The sequence below is a fragment of the Psychromonas sp. MB-3u-54 genome (genome assembly GCF_002836415.1).
Classification (GTDB): Bacteria; Pseudomonadota; Gammaproteobacteria; order Enterobacterales; family Psychromonadaceae; genus Psychromonas.
In genome coordinates this window covers 1-24,542 of record NZ_PJBP01000102.1, presented here as the reverse complement: position 1 = coordinate 24,542, position 24,542 = coordinate 1, and the positions used below count along the sequence as shown (strand labels likewise).

General features: G+C 41.4%; 20 protein-coding genes and 1 pseudogene. 10 read left to right on the top strand and 11 right to left on the bottom strand.

From position 1 onward, the window contains the following. Positions 1-435 precede the first annotated feature (435 nt). Positions 436-627, bottom strand: a complete 192-nt coding sequence (locus CXF72_RS04140; protein ID WP_198552494.1) for a hypothetical protein — start codon at positions 625-627, stop codon at positions 436-438. A gap of 122 nt (positions 628-749) precedes the next feature. On the opposite strand from CXF72_RS04140, the gene CXF72_RS04135 reads away from it, so the two are divergent. Next, complete coding sequence (locus tag CXF72_RS04135; RefSeq protein WP_101037014.1) at positions 750-3,662, top strand: UvrD-helicase domain-containing protein; 2,913 nt, start codon at positions 750-752, stop codon at positions 3,660-3,662. 391 nt (positions 3,663-4,053) lie between these two features. Here the strand turns inward: CXF72_RS04135 and CXF72_RS04130 are convergent, their stop codons facing one another. Next, positions 4,054-4,683, bottom strand: a complete 630-nt coding sequence (locus CXF72_RS04130) for a pseudouridine synthase (protein WP_101037013.1) — start codon at positions 4,681-4,683, stop codon at positions 4,054-4,056. A gap of 253 nt (positions 4,684-4,936) precedes the next feature. On the opposite strand from CXF72_RS04130, the gene CXF72_RS04125 reads away from it, so the two are divergent. Both CXF72_RS04125 and CXF72_RS04120 read left to right on the top strand, forming a co-directional pair. Next, on the top strand, positions 4,937-5,410 hold the full coding sequence (locus tag CXF72_RS04125; protein ID WP_232784872.1) for a transposase: 474 nt from the start codon (positions 4,937-4,939) through the stop codon (positions 5,408-5,410). Positions 5,411-5,594: 184 nt separating this feature from the next. After that, a complete protein-coding gene (locus CXF72_RS04120) occupies positions 5,595-6,602 on the top strand; it encodes an SGNH/GDSL hydrolase family protein (RefSeq protein WP_101037012.1) in 1,008 nt (335 codons plus the stop codon). A gap of 160 nt (positions 6,603-6,762) precedes the next feature. On the opposite strand, the gene CXF72_RS04115 is transcribed toward CXF72_RS04120, so the two are convergent. Further along, the gene (locus tag CXF72_RS04115; RefSeq protein ID WP_101037011.1) at positions 6,763-7,362 is read right to left on the bottom strand and encodes a hypothetical protein; all 600 of its coding nucleotides are present in this window, start codon (positions 7,360-7,362) and stop codon (positions 6,763-6,765) included. A gap of 1,155 nt (positions 7,363-8,517) precedes the next feature. Between CXF72_RS04115 and CXF72_RS04110 the strand changes: the two genes are divergently transcribed. Continuing rightward, positions 8,518-8,712, top strand: coding sequence for a hypothetical protein (locus CXF72_RS04110; RefSeq protein ID WP_101037010.1), 195 nt, complete (start codon positions 8,518-8,520; stop codon positions 8,710-8,712). Positions 8,713-8,822: 110 nt separating this feature from the next. On the opposite strand, the pseudogene CXF72_RS20195 reads toward CXF72_RS04110, so the two are convergent. After that, positions 8,823-8,984: pseudogene (locus tag CXF72_RS20195) on the bottom strand (IS6 family transposase); the annotation flags it as partial. 1,585 nt (positions 8,985-10,569) lie between these two features. Here CXF72_RS20195 and CXF72_RS04105 point away from each other — a divergent pair. Continuing rightward, on the top strand, positions 10,570-11,169 hold the full coding sequence (locus CXF72_RS04105; protein WP_101037009.1) for a M15 family metallopeptidase: 600 nt from the start codon (positions 10,570-10,572) through the stop codon (positions 11,167-11,169). A 646-nt stretch (positions 11,170-11,815) separates the two neighbouring features. Here CXF72_RS04105 and CXF72_RS04100 read toward each other — a convergent pair. Then, positions 11,816-14,110 carry a sensor domain-containing protein gene (locus CXF72_RS04100; protein WP_101037008.1) on the bottom strand — a complete coding sequence of 765 codons (2,295 nt, stop codon included), beginning with the start codon at positions 14,108-14,110 and terminating at the stop codon, positions 11,816-11,818. Then, positions 14,107-16,626, bottom strand: coding sequence for a chemotaxis protein CheB (locus CXF72_RS04095; RefSeq protein ID WP_101037007.1), 2,520 nt, complete (start codon positions 16,624-16,626; stop codon positions 14,107-14,109). Before CXF72_RS04095 ends, CXF72_RS04100 begins: the two co-directional genes overlap by 4 nt. Before the next feature lie 217 nt (positions 16,627-16,843). Here CXF72_RS04095 and CXF72_RS19255 point away from each other — a divergent pair, with 217 nt between their 5' ends. Continuing rightward, positions 16,844-17,134 (top strand): hypothetical protein, encoded by a 291-nt coding sequence (locus tag CXF72_RS19255; protein WP_157823183.1) that lies wholly within the window; start codon positions 16,844-16,846, stop codon positions 17,132-17,134. A gap of 324 nt (positions 17,135-17,458) precedes the next feature. Here the strand turns inward: CXF72_RS19255 and CXF72_RS04085 are convergent, their stop codons facing one another. From CXF72_RS04085 to CXF72_RS04065, 5 genes are all read right to left on the bottom strand, one after another. Further along, positions 17,459-17,842, bottom strand: coding sequence for a hypothetical protein (locus tag CXF72_RS04085; protein ID WP_101037005.1), 384 nt, complete (start codon positions 17,840-17,842; stop codon positions 17,459-17,461). 440 nt (positions 17,843-18,282) lie between these two features. Continuing rightward, entirely contained in the window at positions 18,283-19,692 is a 1,410-nt protein-coding gene (iscB, locus tag CXF72_RS04080) for an RNA-guided endonuclease IscB (protein WP_198552493.1), read from the bottom strand. A 129-nt stretch (positions 19,693-19,821) separates the two neighbouring features. Next, positions 19,822-21,042, bottom strand: coding sequence for a KamA family radical SAM protein (locus tag CXF72_RS04075; RefSeq protein WP_101037004.1), 1,221 nt, complete (start codon positions 21,040-21,042; stop codon positions 19,822-19,824). A 528-nt stretch (positions 21,043-21,570) separates the two neighbouring features. Continuing rightward, positions 21,571-21,891 (bottom strand): hypothetical protein, encoded by a 321-nt coding sequence (locus CXF72_RS04070; RefSeq protein WP_101037003.1) that lies wholly within the window; start codon positions 21,889-21,891, stop codon positions 21,571-21,573. An 86-nt stretch (positions 21,892-21,977) separates the two neighbouring features. Beyond that, positions 21,978-22,283, bottom strand: a complete 306-nt coding sequence (locus CXF72_RS04065; protein WP_157823182.1) for a hypothetical protein — start codon at positions 22,281-22,283, stop codon at positions 21,978-21,980. Positions 22,284-22,425: 142 nt separating this feature from the next. Here CXF72_RS04065 and CXF72_RS04060 point away from each other — a divergent pair, with 142 nt between their 5' ends. The 4 genes from CXF72_RS04060 to CXF72_RS04045 all read left to right on the top strand — a co-directional run bounded on the left by CXF72_RS04060 (position 22,426) and on the right by CXF72_RS04045 (position 24,526). Next, complete coding sequence (locus CXF72_RS04060; protein WP_198552492.1) at positions 22,426-22,653, top strand: hypothetical protein; 228 nt, start codon at positions 22,426-22,428, stop codon at positions 22,651-22,653. Beyond that, positions 22,631-23,218: a hypothetical protein gene (locus CXF72_RS04055; RefSeq protein ID WP_101037001.1), complete on the top strand. Its 588-nt coding sequence runs from the start codon at positions 22,631-22,633 to the stop codon at positions 23,216-23,218. Before CXF72_RS04060 ends, CXF72_RS04055 begins: the two co-directional genes overlap by 23 nt. 206 nt (positions 23,219-23,424) lie before the next feature. Next, the gene (locus tag CXF72_RS04050) at positions 23,425-23,916 is read left to right on the top strand and encodes a hypothetical protein (protein WP_101037000.1); all 492 of its coding nucleotides are present in this window, start codon (positions 23,425-23,427) and stop codon (positions 23,914-23,916) included. A 118-nt stretch (positions 23,917-24,034) separates the two neighbouring features. Next, on the top strand, positions 24,035-24,526 hold the full coding sequence (locus CXF72_RS04045; protein ID WP_101036999.1) for a hypothetical protein: 492 nt from the start codon (positions 24,035-24,037) through the stop codon (positions 24,524-24,526). Positions 24,527-24,542: the final 16 nt, after the last annotated feature.

Below are 24,542 nucleotides of genomic sequence, written 5' to 3'. Positions count from 1 at the left end.
ATTCCATGCACCGCAAGCTATGATTTTTGCGCACAAGCCCTGAGGTTAATAAAGGACGGTGTCGGCTTCGTTAATCGGTGCGCGGAGCGCACCCTACGGGTAATGTCATCGGTAGGGTGCATTCCATGCACCGCAAGCTATGATTGTTGCGCACAAGCCCAGAGGTTAAATAAAGGACGGTGTCGGCCTCGGGAATCGGTGCGCGAAATAACAACCTAGGGTTATGTTACCGGTAGGGTGCATTCTATGCACCGCAAGCTATGATTGTTGCGCACAAGCCCAGGGGTTAAATAAAGGACGGTGTCGGCTTCGTTAATCGGTGCGCAGAATGCACCCTAGGGGTAATTATCGTTGGTTTAATAAATACCCTTTAGTGTTTAATGCCGGAGAAAATACTTTCGATGGTGGCAACCAACTCGGCTGATTTTTGTAAATTCAATCCGTCCGGGTGCGGAGAACAAAACCTGCGAATTCCTCGTCCAATGCCAGCCGCATTAATATTTTTGCGCCTATTTTCAAGTCACCACCCGCCACACCAAAGCCTTCTTGTACCATTTTACTGCCGAGCATTGAGGCCGGGTTTACTGCAATAATAACGGGCCCCTTATTCTTAAGTGTTTGCGCCATTATCCTTTAATCAATTTCAGTCATTAAATGGTCAATAAATATCACGGATTTACTATAAGTACTGTTAGAATAACCAGTGTATTTTTCTCTGTATTCTCTCTGTATTTAGGTTTTCTATCATAATGAAATCAATATCTTCAACTGTTTTTGGCCATTTATTCGGTCACTCCGCAACAATCTCTATCGGCCCAAACGGGCTCGTACTCTCGGTTAAAAATATCCCCACAAAAATCAGCTGGCAAGCCTTGATTTCACCGCCAGCATTCACCTTTGGATGGTTGGGTAAAACCCTCAGCTTTCGCATTGCCGAGCAAACCTATGTGCTAAATTATCTTGCTTATAACTGTGAAAAAAAGCATAAAACGGACTGTGAACGTTGGTGGGCCGAGGCAAATAAAAATCGCTTGCTGGGCTTATTAACTAAAATAAAAAAAGTCACAAGTCATCGTTATCTACGTCACTCGACGTTTAAAAATATGCAACCGGCGATTGCTAAAGAATATAACCGATGGTTTCCCTGGGCGAGTTCAAGCCAGGGGGTAGAAAGTCTTACAAAAAAAATTAAGGCGTTAGCCCAATATCAGCATTGGCAGGAACAAGATATAACCCTGTGCCGGAAAGCCTACATCAGTAAGCAGTTAAAAAAATACCAAGGCTTTTTTGACCAGGTTGAAACAAAGCCCTTAACACTAAGGCAGCGTATAGCCTGTATTATTGATAACGACAATAATTTGTTATTAGCGGGCGCGGGCACCGGTAAAACCAGTGTGATGGTTGGTCGGGCAGGTTACCTGCTTAACAGTGAGCAGGCTAAGCACACTGACATTTTGTTATTAGCTTATGGTCGAAAAGCCGCTGATGAAATGGATCAAAGAATAAAAGAGAAGCTGCAAAGCGATATCAGCGCGACAACCTTTCATCGCCTTGGGCTTGATATTATTGCGCAGGTTGAAGGCGGAAAGCCTGATTTATCGGTGTTTGCAGAAGATCAGAAAGTGAAGGCTAAATGGGTACAGGCTTGTTTCGAGACATTGATCGAAAAGCAAGGTAAATACGCTGATCTGCTGATGGCGTATTTCAGTGAATATTATTACGTCGAAAAAAACTATTTTGAATTTACCAGCCTGGGTGAATATTACCGATATCTAACCGATAACGATATTCGCAGTCTAAAGGGCGATAAGGTAAAAAGTTTTGGTGAGCTGCATATTGCAAATTGGTTATGCAACCATGGCATTGAATATCAATATGAGGCCAGTTATGCATTTGAAGTGAAAACCGTCGCGGCCAGACAATATCAGCCTGATTTCTTTCTGCCGGCATTAAATATTTATATTGAATATTATGGAATAGATGAAAATGGCGATACAGCGCCTTATATTAATAAACAGGAATACCATGCATCGATCGCATGGAAGCGTAAAACGCATCGGAAAAATAACAGCAAATGCATTGAGTTAACCTATGCGCAGCATAAACAAGGGCGGCTGCTGACTTCCCTTGAGAAAAGCCTGAAAAATGAAAATATTGTCTATCAATGGTTCCCCGATGCGCAACTCTTAGCCGGTTTAAAAGAGACCGGCCGGATGACCTTACTGGCGGAGATTTTTGCTAAATTAATCGGGCTTTATAAAGCTGCTTGTCTGGATAAACGGTCCGAAAAATGGGTGATCAACAACGCCAGTGATCCAATAAAAACAAAAAAAGCCTTTGAATTACTTAAACCTATTTTAACGGCTTATCAGGCAAGGTTATTAAAACGCAATGAAATAGACTTTGAAGACATGATTATCAAAGCACTTGCCTATGTCGAGACCGGAAAATTTATTTCTCCCTGGCGTTATATTATGGTCGACGAATTCCAGGATATCTCAGAGCCGAGAGCGCGTTTAGTGAAGGCTTTGCGTGACAGTAAGAAAGGCTGCTCTGTTTTTGCTGTTGCCGATGATTGGCAGGCCATTTACCGGTTTAGTGGTGCCGATCTAACACTGACAACCGGCTTTGAGAATTATTTTGGCCCGACAACGCAGTCGGCATTAGATCTGACCTTTCGATTTAACAATAGCATTGGGCGAGTGGCGACTGATTTTGTGGGTAAAAATCCGGCACAAATAAATAAAACCATTAAGTCGAATAAAAAGGTCGATAGACCGGCTGTTTCAATATTACGAAAGAGCGCGGGTGGTTTACCGGTGGAAGGTGAACAAATAATTGATGAAATAGCGAATGGCGCAGTTGATGACGTGTTAACGGCTATTGCTGGTCAGGTTGATAAACCCGCAACGGTCTATTTACTCGCACGTTTCTGGTTTCAATTACCCAAAAAAGCAACCCTGTGCCATTTAAATAATCAATACCCGCGGCTTAATATCGAAACGCACTCATTTCATGCGGCTAAAGGTAAGGAAGCTGATTTTGTGGTGATCATGGGGTTAAAATCCGGCAAGCATGGTTTCCCTTCCAGTAAGGTAACCCCACCCATTTTGAATGCGTTACTGGCAAAGGAAGAAAAATTTGCATATGCAGAAGAACGGCGGTTATTTTATGTCGCTTTAACACGGGCAAAACGAAGGGTCTATATTATTGCTGATATGAGTGACGCAAACTATTTCGTTAAAGAGCTTATTAACGATCATGATGTTGAACTTAATGAATTTGGAATAACCGTTAATCAAGCTTTTGTTGATCAGATTCGCTGTTTAGTCTGTGAAACGGGTACTCTAAAGACTCACTCAACTCGTTTTGGCACCTTTTCTTGTTGTTCATACTTTCCGCGCTGTGATCATAAAGAAAGAGTCTGTGAAAGTTGTCAGGGTGTGATGTCCAGAACCCGTCATAAAGGTTTTAAAGTCTGTTTAAATAAAAGCTGTAATAATATTTATCCGCTCTGCGAAAAATGTGGAGCGGAAATGGTGCTGCGAAAAAGTGCGCGGGGGGAATTTTGGGGATGTCGAAATTACAGCGGTAATGAACAAACAAGCTGCCGGAACGCGATTGCTAAAGAAAAAGTGTCATGGCCGGAAATGCACCGTTAATATCCCGTTGTGATTAACGCTCATATTTGTTTGATCTTAATCTAATAAGCTCTATAAAAAATTTGTTAAGGATGACCACAAATATGGCGTTATACGAACAGTTGAAAGAGATCATTGTGAGCAGGCAGTTAACTTCCTTATTCCAGGCAATATATGCCATAAATAGCAGTGCAGTTTATGTTTAATCGAAGGGCCTGCGGACAGTCCATTACATCATTCGGAAGCGTTATTTGATGCTGAATTGAATATAATTGACTGTCGGAATTAGCGCTTGTTTGCCACACAAATCCATTGCCTGTTTTGTAGGCTCTAGTATCGGCTTGAGTCCACCCTATTTGTAAAGGCGCTACTCACACGGATAAGGGCAAAGTTGGGTTTGATGTTTGAGGCGTTAGCGATTAAGTGCCGCGTCAAAATTGCTTAGCGTGACAACGTCACCGGCAATCATGCTCTCGATATGGATGTCGCCAATCCGAACTCTTACCAGTCTTAAAGTGGCAAAGCCCACCGCAGCCGTCATTTTTCTTATCTGGCGATTTTTCCCTTCACAGAGAGTGATCGAGATCCAGCTAGTCGGGCCATGTCTCGAATCGCGGATTTTACGGCCTCGAGTGGGAAGTTGAGGCTCACCGTCAAGCTTAAACGATTTACAAGGCAGGGTGAGGTATTTAGTGCCATTAATACCAATCTCAACCCCATTTTGTAGCAGTGACATTGCGGTCGCTGTGATAGCGCCATCAACTTGCACATAGTACTCTTTTTCTATGCCTTTGCTTCTGACTTTGTGGCTCATTAAACCATCGGTAGTAAGTAACAATAACCCTTCGGAGTCGTGATCTAATCGCCCAATCGCCATGGTTTTATCGGGGAAGTTAAATAGTTCGCCTAGCAGATGTTTCTTCTTTCGTGCTTCAGGTACAAACTGGCTTAAAAAACCATATGGCTTAAATATTTTGAAGTGCTGGTGAGTTTGGCTTGGCCCAGCAAATTCTGTTAAACAGGTTTGGCTAGTGATTGGCATTAAACATGGCCTTAATCGTAAAATCTGAGTGGTAGCGCATTATACGGTGAGTCTCTGCTGAATGCACTGAGTCTGTCAACTTGCTAAGTGCAGTGACACAGAAATTGGAAACTGACTGAGGTCGTACGCCAGTTTTTTGCTCAGGAGTACACTGCAATATTAATTAGAATCTGATATTTGTTTTAACGTAATGATTTAAAAGAACATAAGATATGGATGTCCAGCCTTTTTCGAGGCGCTTAAAACATCAAACATGGTACGCAGGCCAAAAGCAAAGCAAGACGAACGAGGCAGATTTATACCCAACAAGGCCAAACAAAAAGCAGGGCTTAACAAAGCTATTTTAAATGTTGGTTGGCATGTCATCGAGTCATATACAAAATACAAATCTTACCAAGCAGGTAAAGCTGTATTCAAGATACCAGCCCCATACACCAGTCAGGAGTGCGCCAAATGCGATTACACTCACCCGAGCAACCGAAAATCACAAGATTTATTGGTGTGCGGAAGCTGTGGCAATACTGACAACGCAGATAATAATGCGTCATTGGTCATCAAGAAACGGGCAATTAATCTTATTTTAGACACTGGAACGGTGTTATCTGAAAAGGGCGTTTTAGTCGCCAAGTCAGATAATGGATGTGGAGGCAAACGTAAGACTAGCCGAGCCAAAAGCTCAGCTAGCAGTCGCCAACGAAGCGTCAAAAAAGAAAAGTTAGTTGCTTAGGCATCTTCCTTTGAAGCTCAGTCATTTATGGCTAAGTAGTTCACTCTCAGCATACAGATTTTTTATTCGTCCTATACTCAGGGGCGACCTTTTATTCGTGACCGAGTGGAATTCACCGTCATTTCGGGACTTGCCCATATATTCGAATAAAAAATATTTGTACTGATAAATTTAGGAGATCATCATGGTGTTAATAAAATACTTTAGAACTATTTTTATGCTGTTTTTATTCTCTTTGGGTATATTTGCCACCGGGGAGTCAGTTGCCCGGCAAAAACCTTACGATAGCATAGTCGTATTTGGTACTAGCCTAAGTGATACCGGTAATGCATTTGTTATATTGTCCGATCCATCACGCTTTGGCTTCGATGAAAATTGCGGTTTAGGTACGGCGATAAATGTCCCGCCCTATGATAAGTTGGATGATTTATTCATACCCGATGGCTCCTATGCCAAAGGTGGCCATCATGTCAGCAATGGTGCAACCTGGATAGAAGAGATGGCACGCAGTAAAGGGCTGGCCGGATCCGTGCGCCCGGCATTGAGAAATGACGGATTGAAAGCCCGCAATTATGCGGTCGGAGGTGCAAGGGCAGGTTATTTAGCCTGCCGCTTCAACTTATCAGATCAGCTCGATGCGTATCTGATGGACTTTTCAACGGCCTCGGCTGATACCTTGTTTGTTGTTGAATTCGGTGCTAATGATGTGCAGGATGCACTAATGTCGCCATTTCCTTCAGTTGTAATTGGCGGTGCAATTTCTCAGATTTATAATACTATCGAGGAGCTTTCTTCTCGAGGTGCCAGTCAGTTTCTGTTGATGAATGTACCTGATATAGGCCAAACGCCTGCTGTAAAAGTTTTGGATTACAGGTTTCCGGGGCTGGCTGGGGCTGCAACCGATTTGACTAATGCATTTAATTTCGCTCTTCAGAATCTTCAGGAAAATCTGAATTTATTGCCCAATATTGATGTACGTATTTTTGATGCGTACGCTCTGCTTAATAAAATAATCACCAATCCTGATGATTACGGGATCGAAGTCACGGATGTTCCCTGCATAAAACCAAATGATCCCCCCTACAAATGCAAAAAACCTGATAGCTATTTGTTCTGGGATGGCATACATCCGACTAAGGCCGTTCATAAGATCATGGCGCATGAAGCTGCTGACGTTCTTTCCACGCCCTGAGCATAAAGGTGAATACCATAAAAAATAAAAGGTTGATCGCCGGAAGGAGGTCAACTTTTTTTGTATTGATCTTTCCTCTTTCGGCTATGTCGTACAATTCCGATCTATATTGTAGTTTTTTGAAAGGGGAGATCCCGCCAGTATTTTGGTGTCTCAAATATTAGGACTGATTTAATTTACGCTGCAATAATAATATTTTTTTTATCAATTGTGATTTTTCTAGTCCCGCTAATTCTTTTACCAGTAAGTCGCTATTGGTATGTGCTTGCATTTCATCTTCGACAGGAAGTGATGCTAAGGGGATTTGTGCTAACTGTGCGACTAGTTTTTCATTCTGAAGGGTGAGCTGAGCAATGTTATGCTTATATTTATCAGCTTGATCTTCCGATGTTAATTTTCCTGCAAAAATAAGTTTCTCTAATGTTTGATTGATAGGGTTATCTTTGGCTATTTTTTTAAGATAGCTACCCGCTTTTATTGATAGGTTAAAAGTATAAAGCTTCTTGCCATTATCACTGTCACGTGATTTTTTACTACGCCAGGCCTTGAACATTTTATTTCGTAACTCTCTGCCGTCAGCTGTTGTTTCTAATAGTTGGCAGACTTGCTGAAATTGAAACTCATTCATATTATTTATATCTACGCCTATGCCACTGGTCAGTTTTTGCAGCAGGGCTGTTTTTCGAGTTAGGTAGTGCTTAACCCAATTGCTGTTTACATCATTCCATTTAAACCCAGTTGGCGTATCAACAGTGATCATCTGAATCTCCTTTAATAATCAATCAACATAACTTAGTTAAGATAGTGAATAAATAAGCAAAATACAAAATGAATCATATCTCACTATTTCAGATAAAAATATCACAGGAGCAAACTAACCATAGCGGCAAGTAGTAGCATCACTTTCGTTATGATTAAGTGATATCGCTAAGTTTCTATATAAAATATGATGCAGTGATGCGTTATGTGGTGTCACTTGTAGTATGAAGTATTTTAGATCTTTATTTTTTAACTTATTGATTTTAATTTTAATTGGTTTTAATTTTAATTGGTTTTGGTGGCGTTGTGTTTTGCTGATGTGTAATTATATTTATACTGCTAAATTTAATTAGTGGGTATTAATCTGAGTTTTTTGAGCAGTGATAAGTTGTAACTATTCTAGCGTAGAAATACGGTGTTTTGGATGATTTAAGCATCTTTTATTTTTAGCAGATGACGATTTATTTGAATAAGATCATGCTTGATACGGGCAAATGTGGGGAGGGGATAAGTGACTCAGGGGCACAAAATGAGTTAGGTTTATACTCTTAATAGTACTGTCAATTTATCTGATTTAGATGAGTATAAATTAAATATTTTAACTTTATCCTCAATTTTGGACGTCACTCATCTGCTCCATTCAGAAAAAGAATATTGGCGGAAAGCCCTATAATGCTTTGCCTTAAGTTAAATGGTGTCCCGAAAGCTAAGTGTAAAGCCAAAGCGTGTGACGAATGATTTGTGTAGCATAACGCTAATCGGTATAAATATTTAAATTTTTCATCCGCAGATTATCGCATAATTCGAAACGGGCCCGTGAAGTTCACTGTACCAGTAGAATATGCAGTGAGTATTCATGATACCAACCGAATCAAGATGTAGCACAATCACGTGCTATGATTATTTATAGTTGTAGGGTAAAATTAGCTGAGAAAGTGATGGCCTATTAAAAAGGTCACATACAGGTGGTGCTTATGTCTGTTTTACAACATTTACGGTAGTACAGACAATGTGTGAGGAAATATTAAAGTTTAGTGCGTAACTCGCTTTTTTATTTAACCTCACTTTAGTATCTCAGACGAATTTCTACACTGTGCGTTATACGCAAGCCCTTTTTTAGGGCAACTATTTAAACAATATAAGGAACCAACAATATATGTCAGATTTAAACAACCAAGATGTTAACCCGAACAGCGAACAAAACCAACTTAAAGCCCTACTCGATCAGCCTATTGATGATTTACCACTAATATCTCTGTACCGTATCAGATACCTAGCTAATGAGCTTTCTATGACGGATGTAGTAACACACATTCAACAGTTTATTAATAAACGTCAACAAGCAAAGTAATGCAATAGCAACAAACTTCCCATGAGTAGGGAGGGGATTGTTAACTTATAGAACTGAATCGATTAAATTCAGTCAAATACATTTTAATCTAAATTTTAGACGCTACTAACCTAATTCCATTCAGAAAAGGAGCATTCACTGAAAGCTCTATAATGTTTTGCTTTAAAGAAATGGTGACCAAAAATAAATAGATTATTCACTACCCTATGACAACTTCAAAACTGTTGAGCTTGTCCCTGTGATTTGAACTTACGCATCTGCTTTTCTTGCTGTGTAGTAGTCAAATAAATTTGCAGGTTTCTAAGGCGCACATTGCGCCTTAGCTTTTTGTTCTTTAATATCAATTTGAACTGTTAATCGCTGGACAGCCATCTCATTACCTAAATATTAATCCGCTTCTATATTTTGTTCAGGCACTGTTTTGAATGATGAGGAGCTCATTATGAAGCCATTTAGTGCAACACCGATTTCCCTGCTTACTTTATCAATAACATCCCTGTTATTCACTTCTTAGAAGCCAGCTGAAGCTGTTCAAATTTATTCCCGAAAAATTTTTCATTGTATTTCCCGTTGTGTATGTCGTACTTTTTTATGCGCTAAGGATAAGTTCAACGGGCAAAGTTTTTAATATCGCAGACAATGTATGGTCGAACGCCTTCTATTTTTAATCTTCATTTTTAATCTTCATTTTTAATCTTTATTTTTAATATCGATACCTGCGCTTATGCCTAATTACTATTATCTGGTTTTGTATGTTAATGATTATAAAACAGTGAGTTATCCGATAAAGAAGTTTGTCTGCGTTGCAGCCGCCTCTATTCAATACATGGCGAGATCGGGTGTGAATTAGCGAGTGGTTTTGGTGGAAATTATCATAGTGCGGTGGGGTCGTTAGAAGAATGAGACTCTTACGCTGAACATACGGGAAAATATTGGATTACCAAGAAGAATGTATTGCATCGATCTTTACATTAATCCTCTGCTTCAACATCCTATCAAAAATTATCATAGTAAACACATTAATTAAGTGAGCAGATTTATTATTTAAAATTGATCATAAATTTAATGGCTGTCTTATTTGAACGTCAACTAGCACGCACTATGACCATAAACGCATCGCTCGTAGGGTGTCTGCTCAGATACTAAGCTGTCGCTTATTCGCTGCACCGATTGTCGCTGCCTGCGGTGCATAAAATGCAATCTATCGATAACATCATACGAAATGCATTATCAGATTTACTATTCAAAATCATCCCGGCGGCTTTTTGAGCGTAAATTTTTCCTTTGAAGTAACTGATCATAAATTTAATGCGTTTGGTATGAGTCTTTCCATTAAATGAGAGTCATTTTAATTGATGGATGTCCTCAATTGCTGCTGCGCAATTGCTTCTGACATAAGTAAAATCAGTCACCCATATTTTATTGGGCTCTTTGATGTTAAAGGCTCTATTGAGTGCCGTTAGCCGTACTGTTTGGTTGAGTAATATTGGCCAATAATCGATAGGTTTCTGATATGCAAAGGGGCACAAACCGATTTAGCGTTTTTTTCTCTGATAAATAATAACAGTCTCTATGTGCTAACAAGTCTAACCTGTTGTGCAATCCGATATTTTTTAGTTCAGCGAGTCATAAGATTTTTATAAGTGCAAGACTGCGTGAAATGTATTGTTTTTACACAACAAAATACACATGCTAGATTTTTCCAAACAGATAAAATTAGTTAACGACTATCAATAAGGTCATTCCTTATTTTTATAGGGAATTATACTATAACTATATCAACTAATTTAGTTATCACTATTACTCGGAGTATACGCACACAGATTTCATTTAATTCCGTAACGGAGGTAGTTTACTATGAACAGAACTGAGATTATTCATACACAAGAACGTATCGGTGCACTAGGTGATGGTTTTTGGGGGCCGCACAGTATTGCTGCATGCCAGCAGTATCTGAAAAATTTAATGCCGGCAACGCATCCTTTTCCTGTTGAAGGCTCTTCTGAATTCTTAGCGTTTTTTGGGGAACATGGTGAAGAGGGCGTGTATACCCCTCCAACCAGAAAAATCACTCTGCCATTCACTATTTATTATGATCAGTCCCCAATAAAAACGCTGCGAGTACATAACAAGTGTGCAGCCAGTTTACTGCGTGTATTCCAAAATTTAGCCACGATTTACCCCGATCAATTATCGCGAAAAGCAGCAGGAATACTGGTATACAATGGGTTATACAACCCAAGGTTGAAACGTGGCAGTTTAAACTCGTGGTCTATGCACGCCTGGTGTAATGCGATTGATATTAATGCAGGAAAGAATGGCAACAAAACCGCATGGCCTGCCACAGCGACAATGCCGATTGAAGTCATTGAGTGTTTTGCAAAAGAAGGATGGTTGTCTGCAGGCGTATTTTGGGGCCGTGATGCGATGCATTTTCAGGCGACTGCTCCGCTTTGAATCGTACTTTAAAATATCTGATCTATCTTACTTGTTAAAATTAATGCTAGCGTCGTTGTTTTCAATCCCAATAGCCAGCTATTGCTCAATCAAACGTCTTGCTATCATTACTTTTTCCTGCGCAATTTTAGACCATTTAGTTATGCGGATTGGTATAATACCAATCCGCATAACTATCTGATCTATCTTACTTGTTAAAATTAATGCTAGCGTCGTTGTTTTCAATCCCAATAGCCAGCTATTGCTCAATCAAACGTCTTACTATCATTGCTTTTTCCTGCGCAATTTTAGACCATTTACTTATGCGGATTGGTATAAGTACTCGCAATTGGGGGGGGGGAACAACGAAAAAAGGTTAAATAATGGAGGAACTTTCCACCTCACTATCAACTGTGCAGAGCATTATTAAAGCTGAACAGGGAAGCAGTAAACCTCTTATTTAATTCATTTGGCTACTGCGTGGCTTGCTTCGGGAAAATAGAGCGTGGTGATAGCTTAAATTTTTCACTATTCAGGCGCTTAGGGGTACATTGAGACTTAATACTTTTGCTTTGTTTAAGTCTCTTTCTACCCCATTTCAACTTGAAAATGGCAAAAGAAAAGATGCGAGCCCATGGCTTTTACCACTATTTTTAAAAAAGAGCGTTTATTTACGTTTATGACAGCGCAGATAAAAAGTAATTTCAGAAGCCTTCATCGCTTTACTGTGCAACTGCTGACCGACCGGCTCAAATTTATTAGATCTTTTATTCGGTATTGCGGGCTCACCGTCCATGCTATTCGCAAGCGAGTCAGAAACGACCGTCACACCTAATGAGCGGGACAGAACAAGCAACCCATCCTGTTGCGCACGGTTAACAAAGTCCACATGCCTCTCCTCGGTAGAATGTGGTGATATTTTAAATTTATCGATTGTTAACTGGTCAAACAGCCTGAAAAGTGGACGATCTGCACCAAATTTATCAACGGTCAGTGCGATGCCCATCTTACTGAGATTGATCAAATTTTCATAAACGGTCGGGTTATCACTTTTAAAAATCACTTCATCGATTCCAAACTCCAGCCATTCTATTGAACACTTCGTTTCCAGAAGAATAGTCTGCAGATCCCCAATAAAACTGAAGTGTGATAATTGCACATCGGTTAAATTAATGGCAATACGTCCGAAATTAATCGCCGCTTTCTGCCAGGTTACCGCCTGCAGTGCGGCTTTACGGATCATAATAAGACCGATCGGCACCGCTAAATCGTAATGTTCAGCCAGGCTGATGAAGCTGTCCGAATTTAGCGCGCCACGCTGCGGGTGATTCCAGCATAACAGCGCTTCCAGCGCGACAATTTGCCGTTTACTCAGATCGTACTGAGGCTGGTAGTACAGCTCAAACTGATCCTGCGCCAATGCTTTTTTTAACGCTTCTGTAAACTTAACCTGCTGCCGTGAATATTGGGTCAACTTTTTAGTATAAAAATAATAGGTAGTGGTGTTAGCTGACTGCTTGCCACGTTTTAATGATGGTGCTGGAGCGGTACGAGAATCACCCTCCCGCGTGACGTGAAGATGGGATTTTCCGCGCTGCATCGCTTTTTCCGCGTTGCCTAATAGCGTGTCTATATCATTGCCATCGTCAGGACAGAGGGCAATACCTACCGTCGCAGAGAGAGGGATAGATAAATGACCAATTTCAAAGTGTCGCTCAAATTGCACGGCAATACTTTGCGCGACATCAGCCACATCCTGTTCATTAAGCAACTCATCAACAATAATAACAAACTCATCACCACCAAAACGCGCAACAGTGTCTTTTTCAGAAATACAGCTTTTAAGACGTTCTGCAATCTGTTGCAGAGCCATGTCTCCCGCATTCTGCCCATACTGTTCATTAATCACCTTAAAGCCATTAATATCCACTAACAGCACCCCCATCATTCGCTGATTAAAGGTTGCCCGGGCTATTACTTCCTCCAATCGGTTAAACAGAGCAATACGGTTAAATACCCCGGTCAGCGGATCATATTTTGATAAAAACTGTATTTTGGGCTCAACTCTTTTATTTTGATTTAAATCGAGAAAGGAGCTGATACGGCGGTGTACCCCTTTTTCTTCGAGCTCAATAACATACACGTCTGTCCAGGAATAATGAATTTCGCCACTTTTTGTGCGATATGACAGACTTCCATGCCAGCTATTATTTTTTTGTGATGCAGCCTCTATACTGTCACGTTCACTGCTTGCAAATATGCTGACATGTGATTGCAGCAGCTCCTCTTTTGAATAACCGGTCGCATCACAACAGGCCTTATTAGCCTCAAGAATATAGCCATTTTCATCGCAGATAAAGATGCATTCCAGCGTATGAGTGAATATATTGGCGGCAAGTTTGATTTTTTCATCCGCGAGTTTACGGTCGGTAATGTCAATCACCGCGGCAAGACAGTCTGTTTCGGTAATGCCGAGATTGGCTTCGATACCCAGCCAACGCTTATGCTTGCCAACCTGTGCTAAGACCTCAAAGGATTGTATGCCAGCACCCGCAAATGCTTTTGTCAGAAACCGGTTGAAGTTATCACGATGTTGGGCTGTTAGGTAGTTTGAAAACTGTTTTCCTACCAGGTTAGCGCGTTCAATACCCAATAGGCTCGCTCCTCGTAAATTGACCTGATTGATGACGCCCTTAAGGTCGAAAGAAAAGTAGGCAATCGGTGCAAATTCAAATAACTCGGTGTAGCGATAATGTAATTTTTCGGTTATCCGTGCCTGCTTTAACTCCTCATTCTGCATTTCTAGTTCAATCTGATGAACTTGCAATTCGTGTAGTATCTTTTTGGCCTCATAGTCGCTAGGAATAGTTTTCCTGCTCACCGATTGTGTTTTCAGTTGTGCTTCTGCGCGCTGGCGTAACGTTTTACTGGATCGCTTGGTTGACTTTGCAGGCGTCTTCATGTGCTAGGCCTTGTCTTACGTAATTCTGACTCAAGCAGTTTGGCTTCACTAATATTGGTGAAGGTGATCACCACGCCGTCAATCACATTTTCTTGGGTACGATAAGGCATGATGCGGACTTTGAACCAGCGTTTATTGTTAGCCATTATCTCTTTTTCTACGAAGGCCAATGTCTTCAACACCTCCTTCGCATCTTTTTGTAGATTTTTATAATCCAGATCCGTGACAATGTCGGACAGTGGTCGGCCCACATCACTTGGAATCAGTTTGAACAGGTGAGTGGCATGGTCGGTAAAGCGCCGTACATGTAGTCCGTTATCCAGAAAAACCGTGGCAATTTCCGTACTATTAAGCAGGTTCTCCATGTCATTGTTGACCCATGATAAATCATCAACTTTGGATTGCAGTTCGGTGTTGACGGTTTGTAATTCTTCATTCATTGACTGCATCTCCTCTTTAGAGGTAGTCAATTCTTCATTGGTAGATTGCAACTCCTCATTCGTTGATTGCAACTCTTCATTGGCGGACTTTAGTTCCTCCTGAGAGGATTGCATTTGTTCGCGAAGGGATTGTATTTCATCATGCGCCAGTTGCAGTTCAGCCTGACTTTCTTTTTCCGCAGCCCCCGGTTTTCTGCGTCGCGGCTTGGTCGGCGTCACGACTTCAGTAAACACCACCATTATTAAGCCAAGCAACTCTTTTGGCTTCGTAATAGCTTGTACCGTCAAATTGATAGTGTGTGTATCTACTGTGATATTTTCAATAATAACTGGCTCTACCTGCATCTGTGCTTTCTTTATAGCGAGCTCAAGCTGACGTTGTAGTTCATCACGCGCCATCACGTGAATGTTCCAGTTGGCTTTGCCCGCAGCAGGCTCTAAATATTTTCCGGTACGACCATTGATGTAGATAATGTCGCCGGCCGCATTGACTAACACCGCTGCTGGTGAATAGTTTTGCAACAGAATTTGATCTGCCTGCGTTTGTAGATTGGTAATATTTTTCGTCATATTACTGGTTCTCTCATGTTCATTTTCTGCCAGGGGTACGATCGGAAATATCCGAGTGGGAAAGTCGACTTCCGTCTGCTGTCTAGGGCTGTCAATGCGCGTGTAAATCCGTGAGTTTTCCTTAATTTCTGAGAACAATAAGGTGGAATTACCAATAGTTTCAGAATTGCCCAGAATCAAAAGCCCATGAGAAGTTAATGTGTAGTGGAACAGTTGGATCAACTTTTTTTGTAATTCCGGTGCAAGATAAATCAGAAGATTACGACAGGTGAGAATATCTAATCGGGTGAAAGGGGGATCCATAATGATGTTCTGTGGTGCGAAGATCACCATGTCACGAATTTTCTTGTTTATACGGTAACCACTTCCATCTTTAATGAAATAACGATCCAATTGCTGTGAGGATACGTCAGCCTCAATGGCTGCCGAATAATAGCCTTTCCTTGCTATATTGATTGCATCCTCATCAAGATCCGTAGCAAAAATTTGTAATTTGAAACGCCCTTTGGGCTTAATTTCATCCAATACATCCATTACCGTCATTGCGAGAGAGTAAGCCTCCTCTCCGGAAGAGCAAGCGGTGACCCATGCCCGCAGTTCTTTACCTTCAGGATAATTGGCCAATAATGCTGGCAGTGAGGTTGACTTGAGCTGCGCCCAAACGTCTTTATCACGAAAGAAATTGGTTACTCCAATTAACAGTTCCTTGAATAACAGGTCTTGTTCTTGCTGATTCTCACGCAGATAGCGGACATAGAGTGCGATGGTTTTAAGCTGATGTAGACCCATACGCCGATCAATACGACGATATATGGTATTTTTCTTGTACAGTGAGAAGTCGTTTCCACTACGTTCACGCAGTATAATAATGAGCTGCTCTATTGCGCTGGCTGACTTGACTTTTAATATCGGTTCAAGCTTGTTCGGAACACCTCTGGGGCTATGTTTGAGAAACGCTATAATCCGTTCAGGTAGTGTTTCAGCAGGGCCTATGATGTCAGCTAGCCCGGCATTAATAGCACTTTGAGGCATTGAATCAAATTTGGCTGACTCAGGTGACTGTACCAGAGACAGTCCTGCATTTTCTTTGATGTCGCGTAAACCCAGTGTGCCATCGGATCCCATGCCTGACAAAATAACACCCACAGCGCGTTCATGCTGATCAGCGGCCAACGATCGAAAGAATGAATCAATGGGTAACCGGATCCCGCGATTAACCACCGGTTCTAACAGAAATAATGCCCCGTGAAGGATCGATAAATCTTTGTTAGGTGGGATCACATACACGCAGTTGGGTTTTACCTTCATATTGTTGCGAGCTTGTTTTACTGTCATCGGTGTATCGCGTTGCAGCAGCTCAGGCATCATCCCTTTGTGCGTGGGGTCAAGGTGCTGGATGACAACAAATGCGATGTTACAAGGCGTTAGCACATGAGAAAAAAATTCTTTCAATGCTTCAAAGCCGCCAGCAGAAGCCCCTATGCCGACAATGACGGGGGTATTCATAACAGCCAATCTAGAGAAACCCAATAAGAGCTAGACATTTTCTTGCTTTTTTTTTCATAGAGTATATTACTTAATAATTTATCAATTAATTGTAGGTGCGATTGTATAGTGTTGAACTGATTCCGGACAACTTTTTCTAAAATCCCTCGTTCTCATGCTGTGCTGTTAATCTGACTTTAGCCTATATTATAAAGCCTTATGCGCTATAGGAATGCTCTTGAAATCACAAAATAGTCATGCGATGACGCTGCTGGTTACTTTTTTTGATCTTTTAGCGAACAAGCGTGACGTATTGCGCTCGCTTATTACCAATTGCTCGCGTCTTCGTGCCCAAGTGAATTTGGCCACTTTGTTTTGTCAGTCGCAAAGGGGGCTAAAGCCGCTTAGAAATCTATGGCGCTTTGAGGGGGCGAGTTGGTTTTCTAAGGCTGAAGAGGCACAAAATACCTTGGTTTTTTTGTTCTCTGCACTCGATTTACTCAACCGGCATTGTCTATTTAACCTTTGATTTTTGCACGGTTTAATATTAGTAATTTTTAATTCTAGTATGATATTTCCTTTAATATAATGATTTAAAAAGTATATGTCCTGTCTTTCTTGCGAAATTAAGAACCCTATTAGTATCTTCATTGTGCTGATACCAAAAGCATTAAATTTATGAGCAGTTGCTTCAAAGGAAAAATTTACGCTCATAAAGTCACCGGGATGATTTTGAAGAGTAAATCTGATTACTTTGTTAATGCATTTGCTATGATTTTATCGGTAGGGTGCATAGAATGCACCCTACGCGCTATGCTTTTGTTGTCATGGTGACAGTATCTTCTTGTGCTGATTAAGGAGCACTGGACGGTACACTTTGCTGCAAAGCGACGGGATAACAATTTTTAATGGTCACTTTTCCCTGTAACAAGTTGCCCTTGGAATACTCGTTAAAATGGCAGGTATTGGTTTTTGGATCATAGTTTTCAATCCACAAATTATTGTCTTTCCAGGTCGCGGCAATATGTTGCTGACCATCCGGTACAGTAATTGACATCACTCCCCCATAATGTTTTACAAAAACTTGCTGAAAATGAAAATAGTAAGCCAGAGAACCCGTCAAAAACACAATGGAACACGCAATCATGGCAGCTTTCCATTTCTGTTTCTTACCGAATAGAAGGCCCAATCCCGCCATTATCCCGATAACAACAGCCCAGTAAAAATAAGTAATCATGCTCAACTCCTTGTGGTAGGTTTAAATTTTTATGCTTGTTTAAGACAGGTTAACACGTTTAAAATCTCTGGATTTTATAAAATGCTGATTTCTTTAGGCTTAGCGAAAAACAGACCACGAAATTTGGTTATTTGTGGGTTTGGGAGTTGTGATTATTTAGGAGAAGCTGGTGGCCCGCATGGTTGTAATTTTGTAAAAGGGCTGAGTAATAGGCGTTAATGTCAGTATTTCGCTCCCTCATAGAGATCAAAAAAAAGGTAAATGTAGGTAGGTATATTTTAGAGATGACGGAAAAAGAATGTTTATGCTACTTATATTCTACTCACAGCTGTATAGCAGGAAAAATAGCATAGTTAAAAGAGTGTATGATTATTCATCAGTTTTTGGGCAAGGATACCTCCTGCTTTAGCGGGAGGAGGAATTGCTTGCACTTCCTCTAGTTAGTGATAATTATATCCGTCTCGTTCATGCAGGATCTGACAGTGCTGGTGTTTGATGCCTTGAATTACAATGTTTTCTGACTTTAGATTGAAATAACCGCTGGCGCGTACTGCGATGCGACCGGTATAAGTTCCCTTGTTTTTGCCGCCAGGCACGACTGCTTTGACAATATCTCCTGTACTAAAACCGGCAACACAACTGTTTTTCTTGGCGCTTGTTCGCTGAAAACCGTATTTATCTACCCGGCACATCTGGCGGCTGCCATGGCCTGTTGCGCTAATCAGTATTGGTTTAAGTGATTTCGCAATAAAAACACGTTCCCCAGACTCGCCCACACAAGCTGCATCAATCCAGTGATCCTTTTGGTAACCTTGCTCAGTGCGATTCTTCTTGGTTCGGCCGCCACTCCAAAATGTAACCGGCAAGCCAGATGCTTTGACAATATCGCCAATTTTGTAGCGTGTCGCGTTGACCGCTGCGGCATCACGCAAAGCATTCACCTTATTAGCGATGATCCCCGGTAATCGTTTTGCCCGGGCAATATTAAGCTTGCTCTTGGATTTTTTAACCTGTTTAAGCCAATCAGGGATCAGTGTGGCATTTTTATCTCCATTACAACTATGACAAGACAGTATTAAGTTAGCTAACCTGTCAGAACCGCCTTTGGCGCGAGGATGCTTATGATCAATATTTAATATCTTGTCGCCTGAGGCCCCTCCGCAGTATTGGCAGGTATGGTTATCTCGCTGCAATAAATATTCTCTTAATTCAAATCCCAATAAGGTACCGCGTTGATATTCAAGCCCGGCAATATTAGGATTTTCCATGAGCTGCATATCAAACCGCACCGTCTCAATGGCTGATAAAGTAACCGGCGCCATTTTAATTAAGCGATAGATCCAGGTTTCACAGTTATGCACCCGGCTTAATATACTTGGCGCAAACCAGCCTTTTGGTTTTGCTCTGTTTAAAAAGCGCGGCTTGCGGTAACGTAGATTTCGGCTGCGGCGTGCCCGGCGCTGTTGTGATCTTGCTGTGATTGCTTCTGTGATCTGATGGCCTCGATGGCTTAAATTCGCCGCCCAAACCGTTTTTATCCCTTTTTTACCGTGCAGATTAAGTGCTATTCCGGTCGTTTTACTGCCGGGATCAAGTTTTACCTCAATCGGCTGTATATAGCCCGTTTCCCGATCATGCAGCACAATCGTAAACGGATAGCGTTTAAAAACAGCCGCTTTGTTTTGGCGCAACAGTTCTCTGGCCCGTGCCGGATGGCAAGGCATAAGCGGTTGTTGCGTATTGCTTAAAACAAAAACTCGTTGCACTAGGTTACCTTTTAATACGTTCTCGGCCTGAGCCGGTAAATTACGCTTCGACAATGTTATAGAAAGGTTTAATGATAACGACACCGGCTTCACCCTTACGCCTGTTTAATCGTTATCCGCAGAGCACAGGACTAGCGAAAGTCATCCTGTGGTGCCTATGCATTCTTTCCTAACGTAACAATTTAATGTTTAGTCTGGTCAACAATAAGGCTCTTACAAGCCTGGCCCTTTAGGGGGGGGTAGTTGACTTAGTAGGAACGTCATGTCGACGCTGCGCCCTTCAAAGTTAGTCGCGATGAGTTTGGTTTCACCATCGATTTCTTGCTTACGGACGTATTCCGGCTGTACCGGCATTTTACCGAGACCACCAATACCATCAACAATAAAGGTTGGAATGGCAGGCCCAGATACCCAGCCTCGAATGCCATGGTAGATCTCCAGCATACGATCATAACTGACCTGAAACTTGCTGTTACCGGGAGCGGGATCCATGGAATACACATAATAAGGACGAATACCATTGGAGATCAGCTCCATGACCAGATCACGCATCACTTCAACACTGTCGTTAACTCCCTTGATCAACACGCTTTGATTGCCCAGCATTATGCCGCTATTGCGCAGCAATGCCATATGTTCAACAAACAGTGGTGTGATCTCTTTGGGATGATTGATCTGGGTATTAAGCAGGGTGACACGGTTTTTTACCAATACCTGACACAGCTCTGGCGTAATACGAGTAGGTAACTGAGCGGGTAAGCGGCTGCCGATCCGCAGTATTTTCAGATCTGGCCTAGCCTCACGGATCATGGACAGGATCTGATCAAGCTTGTCATCAGTCAGCAACAATGGGTCACCACCAGACAGCAGTACATCCTGCACTTCCGAGTGCTGACGTAAGTATTCAACTGAGTTACGGATCCTATCCATTGAGATAATATTCAAGGGATCTGACACCATGCGCTTGCGAGTGCAGTGGCGACAATAGGCGCCACAAATATTGTGTACCAGAAAGAGCACACGATTGGGGTAGCGGTGAACGATAGAGGTCCCCTCTGGCATCATGTTATCTTCACCGAGCTGGTCCCCCATCTCTTGTGGTGCTACATCCATTTCATTTTGCTCAGGTACGTATTGAATACGGATCGGACAAGCCTGATCGTCCTTATCCATCAACTGAGCAATATATGGCGTAATACGAGTGGCAATGACCTTATAGACCTCATCATCGACTCGGTTAATATTGTTAAAAACCTTGGCGAGCTCCTTATCCGTTTTAAAAGAACGGGCTAATGTTTCGCGCCAAGGGCGACGGGCGACATCAAAGTCCATCAATGACTGATAGTCAGCAAACTTATTATCTTCTTTATTCTTGGCCAGTTTAAGGGAGATATCAGGGGTATACTGCTTAACTTTTATAGATATATGTGTCATGAAGATTTTACCTATAGCTGAATCAAAGTTAATTATCGTTATGACAATTAGAACGCTAGTGTTTATAGTGCTAATTATCATTGCGTTTATAATAAAATATTTCAATAGCGTAATTGCAAACCATTCTCATTTGATATTATAGCAGCTAACCAGTAAGCCGTTATTTTCAACTAATATCCCCTCCGCTCCGCCAATGACAATATTGGGTTCACTTAGCACATAGTCGATCTGAGCGTTCAGTCTGCGAGACTCAACTTAAGCTGACAAATCTAGGCTGGCTAATCCCAATAGCGAGCAGAAAACCGTCAGATTGCCTTAGTCTCAGCATCAAGTGATTCAGCCTCCAACCCTTCAAGCAATACTTAGCCAACAGTTAAGAAGGGCGCAATGTCAGCTTTCCGATAGTAAGCGTTATTTCTAACCTTACTGGCACTCGCTAGGTTTTTAGGGACTGGCATACTTTTTATTTATGTGGCGGGTCGTAATGTGCTGGCAGATTGTCGCCCTCAAGACGTTGCTGTTCTGCCTCTAATACGACCTCCTTAGTATCTGTATCACATAGATAAGAATGGCCATCTCATCCATGCCACCTGGTTCGTCAGCATCAACCAAGGTGAACTCAATTGTATAACCATCTTGATTCTGATGACGGCCAGTGCCAACCCCTTTCAACGTATCAAGCGGCGCATCAGGTGGAAACTGTACTATTTCCGAATCATCGGAACATTGAGTTGTTGTCAGGTGCTCTGTCATGTGGAATTTATTACCCTTCCAGTTGACCTGAAGGTTATTGGAAAGCAATAGATCGCAGTGAATAGTAAGGCTACGGATAATTCGAACGTTATCCACTCATATATTACCACCACCAGTAAACCTGCCAGTACCTTGTTGTTCATCGCATAGCGGATCATTCGGCAAAATCACAGTGCAGATTGTCAGCTCGCGCCACCATTATCCCATTCAGCCGCAGAATAGGCTGTGACAGCGACTGAATCACCTTCGACTGCACCTTTGGGAGCAGGGAACGAGCCTGAGAACGAATATTCAGGGTCGGAAAAACGACCCGAATAGACTACTACCTTGTTTAAAATAATGTCGATTTGAGTGTTGCCACTTTCTGGCTCACCCGTAGTCTTCGATGATGTTGCCGTGTAGTTGATCATACAACCGGAATTGGTCTTGCGAGTTGCTTCTGCCGTGATATCAGGATGATGCGCCATTAAACTAGTGCACCAATCCATAAATATCATCCCCGCAGCATTTGAATAAAACGATATTTTATCGTCATTATATTCATTACATCCTCTGTCAGTATCGTTGTGTAGAATATGACGGATTTAACAACCAGCTCAGCCGTCCGCGCCCTTGGATTTGGAGTTATTAATGTTAAGCGCCAAACAGTTTAACCAATGGCGTATATTCCCGCGCCTTATTGCTTTTTTTATGGCTTATATGTGGCTGCAGTTTAATCACTATTTTTTCTCAATACCGATGATTGAACAGTCTGAATGGGCCTTTATTCAGTACGGTATTATCACCGCCACCTTTGTCGGCTTCGCTAAGTTTTACATGGAAACAGGAGGCCAGAATGCCAATAACAATGATCCTTAGTTTATTAACCGGCAAGGCTAAAAAGCCACTATTTATTGTATTAGTGATTGCGCTTGCTCTGTTGGGTTTAACCTCAGGTTATTTCTACGTAAAACAGCAGGGTTATGAAAACGGTTATACCGTTGCCGAGCAGCAATTTTTAAAAGAGAAAGGCCAGGCGGTGGCCGTTGCCATTAATGCGGTAAAACAGAAAAATCAAAGTAACCAACAAATAGCAGAGGCCTACTGGAAAAACGAACTGGCCAAGCAACCCAAAATACAGACGATTGAAAAAAGGATAATCGAATATGTGCAAGCTCAAGACCCTGATGATACTGACTGCCAGCTTGATGATAATGAGCTGTTCATCCTTCAGACCTCGTTGCCATTGCCAACACAACTACTCCCCAAGCCTACCATTGACCAGGCATTAATCCAACCCTGCAGCGAACTGCCAACCCCCACCGCAAAAAACAAAAGCGCTCACTTGGTATGGAAGAAAAATATTATCTTGTTATACGGCGAATGCCGGGCAAGGCATAACGCCCTGATTGAGGTGGTCGGAGATAAAAAAGGGGCTGATTAGCCCCTTTCCCACAAGCCCCGTAAATACATCTTCAAAATAAAAAAGTCAATTTACAATCTGATGTTGAATCTATCTAACTGTTTTATAAGTTTGTTGTGATATAGTTTTTATAAAATAATTAAATTATAAATGTGTATTAGTAAGAATACAGACTAATACACTGTTATACGCAAAAACTCTCCAAGTTAGGTTTACCAAGGAAAGTAATGAAAATTGATAAAATGCCTAAAAAATTGGAAGAATTAGTAGATAAGTTTGGTTTAAATGTCCCTAATGTCTGCTATATGAATTGTTTTTGCTTGGTCATGCAGACCTTAGCGAAGAAATATGTTGATATATATTATGTACTCGCTACAGCCACTGATGCTCAAGGTAAAGATCATCCTCATGCTGTCGTTAGCTACAATAATAAATTCTATGATCCTACATTGGAACCACAAGGCTTGGTTTCGAGTACAGCGTACACTTTTATCAAGCAGTTCTCGACTGATGAAATAGCCCAGCTTATGGTCAAAAAATTCCCAAAAGAAACAATAGAGAACATGTGTAATGGTCTAGAACCTTTTTGGCCTCTTCAACAACTTGGAGAGAATAAGTTTGATTTTGTAAACGATGGTTCACCAACCCTCTGGTTAAGTGCAAACGACAAACCTACACTTGTAAGTCGTATTATGTCGATGCTTGGTTTTTATAAATAGCGTATAACAAGCCGCTCAAGAACGGACGATCAACAGTTGGCTCGCGCTCGTTCCTCGCTAATTTTAGTCAACCATTTTGCGCTGCTTAGCGGAGCGTTGGTCAATGTCTGGAGTGAAGATGAAGTCTAGAGAAGTATTTAATGATTGTGTTTCAGCTAAAGATTATTTTGTAAAAGCCGTAGAGGCTAAAGACTACCAGCAAGCTAAAATATTATGGTTTTCATGTGTGACCTTACTTAGAACAATCGGTCACGTATTACATAAAGTAGACGCTCAAAATTTTGATGTTACTTTGCAAGAAGAATTATTTGTTCAATTTAAAGTTTGGAAGTCCAGTGAACCAATTTTCAAGGAATTCATTGAAAAAGAGCGAAATAATATACTTAAAGAATACGATATTTGTGTTGAAGTTTCTGAAGTTAAAGAATCTGTTAACTTAATAACCTCTGACGGTTTTCAACTTGTTTCGAGTGATGGCTATACTCTACAAGCTACAAATACTATTGAAGATTTTGTCAAAGCTAACGGGTATTGCAAAGGGGAATCACCTATATCAATTTTGAATTCAGCTCTAAATTGGTGGGATATAAAGTTAAAGAAATTTGAATAATCTGTATATAAACACA

Bases quoted from the DNA above. Each gene is read 5' to 3' on its own strand.
- CXF72_RS04065 (WP_157823182.1), bottom strand. From the start codon at position 22,283: ATGGATTGGTGCACTAGTTTAATGGCGCATCATCCTGATATCACGGCA.
- CXF72_RS04055 (WP_101037001.1), top strand. From the start codon at position 22,631: ATGCCAATAACAATGATCCTTAGTTTATTAACCGGCAAGGCTAAAAAG.
- CXF72_RS04045 (WP_101036999.1), top strand. From the start codon at position 24,035: ATGAAGTCTAGAGAAGTATTTAATGATTGTGTTTCAGCTAAAGATTAT.
- CXF72_RS04085 (WP_101037005.1), bottom strand. From the start codon at position 17,842: ATGATTACTTATTTTTACTGGGCTGTTGTTATCGGGATAATGGCGGGA.
- CXF72_RS04060 (WP_198552492.1), top strand. From the start codon at position 22,426: ATGTTAAGCGCCAAACAGTTTAACCAATGGCGTATATTCCCGCGCCTT.
- CXF72_RS04100 (WP_101037008.1), bottom strand. From the start codon at position 14,110: ATGAAGACGCCTGCAAAGTCAACCAAGCGATCCAGTAAAACGTTACGC.
- CXF72_RS04125 (WP_232784872.1), top strand. From the start codon at position 4,937: ATGGTACGCAGGCCAAAAGCAAAGCAAGACGAACGAGGCAGATTTATA.
- CXF72_RS04110 (WP_101037010.1), top strand. From the start codon at position 8,518: ATGTCAGATTTAAACAACCAAGATGTTAACCCGAACAGCGAACAAAAC.
- CXF72_RS04130 (WP_101037013.1), bottom strand. From the start codon at position 4,683: ATGCCAATCACTAGCCAAACCTGTTTAACAGAATTTGCTGGGCCAAGC.
- CXF72_RS04120 (WP_101037012.1), top strand. From the start codon at position 5,595: ATGGTGTTAATAAAATACTTTAGAACTATTTTTATGCTGTTTTTATTC.
- CXF72_RS04050 (WP_101037000.1), top strand. From the start codon at position 23,425: ATGAAAATTGATAAAATGCCTAAAAAATTGGAAGAATTAGTAGATAAG.
- CXF72_RS04115 (WP_101037011.1), bottom strand. From the start codon at position 7,362: ATGATCACTGTTGATACGCCAACTGGGTTTAAATGGAATGATGTAAAC.
- CXF72_RS04095 (WP_101037007.1), bottom strand. From the start codon at position 16,626: ATGAATACCCCCGTCATTGTCGGCATAGGGGCTTCTGCTGGCGGCTTT.
- CXF72_RS04105 (WP_101037009.1), top strand. From the start codon at position 10,570: ATGAACAGAACTGAGATTATTCATACACAAGAACGTATCGGTGCACTA.
- CXF72_RS04140 (WP_198552494.1), bottom strand. From the start codon at position 627: ATGGCGCAAACACTTAAGAATAAGGGGCCCGTTATTATTGCAGTAAAC.
- CXF72_RS04135 (WP_101037014.1), top strand. From the start codon at position 750: ATGAAATCAATATCTTCAACTGTTTTTGGCCATTTATTCGGTCACTCC.
- CXF72_RS04075 (WP_101037004.1), bottom strand. From the start codon at position 21,042: ATGACACATATATCTATAAAAGTTAAGCAGTATACCCCTGATATCTCC.